The sequence below is a fragment of the uncultured Oscillibacter sp. genome, from assembly GCF_910584465.1.
Taxonomy (GTDB): Bacteria; Bacillota; Clostridia; order Oscillospirales; family Oscillospiraceae; genus Oscillibacter.
In genome coordinates this window covers 1-1,504 of the sequence record NZ_CAJUBK010000144.1, presented here as the reverse complement: position 1 = coordinate 1,504, position 1,504 = coordinate 1, and the positions used below count along the sequence as shown (strand labels likewise).

The following is a 1,504-nucleotide window of genomic DNA, read 5'->3' as shown; positions in this document are numbered from 1 at the left end:
GGGAGTAGAGCAGGTGGAGGGTGGTGTGCTCCATGCCGCCGTTGTACCAGTCCACGGGGGACCAGTAGTCCAGGGCCTCCTTCGAGGCCAGGGCCTTGTCGTTGTGGGGGTCCATATAGCGGAGGAAATACCAGGAAGAGCCCGCCCACTGGGGCATGGTGTCCGTCTCCCGCTGGGCGGGGCCGCCGCACTTGGGGCAGGTGGTGCTCACCCAGTCGGTCATCTTCGCCAGGGGGCTCTCGCCGGTGTCCGTGACCTCATAGCTCTCCACCTCGGGCAGCAGCAGGGGGAGCTGCTCCTCCGGCAGGGGGACCCAGCCGCACTTGGGGCAGTCCACCAGGGGGATGGGCTCGCCCCAGTAGCGCTGGCGGCTGAAGACCCAGTCCCGGAGCTTGAAATTCGTCTTGGGCCGGCCATAGCCCTGCTTCGTGACGTGCTCCTTCATGGCGGGGATGGCCTCCTTGACCGTCATCCCGTCCAGGAAGCCGGAGTTCACCATGATGCCGGTGTCGTCCTTGAGGGCGAAGGCCCCCTTGGTGACGTCGCCGCCCTTCACCACCTCCACGATCGGCAGGCCGAAGGCCGTGGCGAAGTCCCAGTCGCGCTGGTCGTGGCCGGGCACGCCCATGACGATGCCGGTGCCGTAGCCCATCAGCACGTAGTCGGCGACGAAGATCGGCACGTGCTTGCCGTTGGCCGGGTTGACGGCCTCGATGCCGTCCAGCCGGACGCCGGTCTTCTCCTTGTTCAGCTCGCCCCGCTCGAAGTCGGACTTCCGGGCGGCCTCCGCCTGATAGGCGGCCACCTCCCCCCAGTTCCGGATCTGGTCCTTCCACTGCTCCAGGAAGGGGTGCTCCGGGGAGATGACCATATAGGTCACGCCGAACAGCGTGTCGCACCGGGTGGTGTAGACCGTCAGCTTGTCGCCGTTGGTGGCGGTGAAGTCCACCTCGGTGCCCTCGGACCGGCCGATCCAGTTGCGCTGCTGGATCTTGACCCGGTTGATGAAGTCCACGGTGTCCAGGTCGTCGATCAGCCGGTCGGCGTACTTGGTGATCGCCAGCATCCACTGGGACTTCTCCTTGCGGATGACCTCGCCGCCGCAGCGCTCGCACACGCCCTCCACGACCTCCTCGTTGGCCAGGACGATCTTGCAGCTGGTGCACCAGTTCACGGGCATGGACGCCTTATAGGCCAGGCCCTTCTTGAACATCTGGAGGAAGATCCACTGGGTCCACTTGTAATACTCCGGGTCGGTGGTGTTGACCTCCCGGTCCCAGTCGAAGGAATAGCCCAGCATCCGCAGCTGCCTGCGGAAGTTCTCCACGTTGTCGTGGGTGACCTTGGCGGGGTGGATGTGGTTCTTGACGGCGTAGTTCTCCGTGGGCAGGCCGAAGGCGTCGTAGCCGATGGGGAAGAGGACGTTATAGCCCTGCATCCGCTTCTTGCGGCAGATGATGTCCATGGCGGTGAAGGGCCGGGCGTGGCCCACGTGGAGCCCCTG

The 1,504-nt window shown here is 65.5% G+C and carries 1 protein-coding gene; it reads right to left on the bottom strand.

All coding sequences use genetic code 11. From position 1 onward, the window contains the following. Positions 1–1,504: leucine--tRNA ligase (leuS, locus tag QZ332_RS13695; protein ID WP_295766456.1), on the bottom strand; the 1,504-nt coding region annotated here is incomplete at both ends.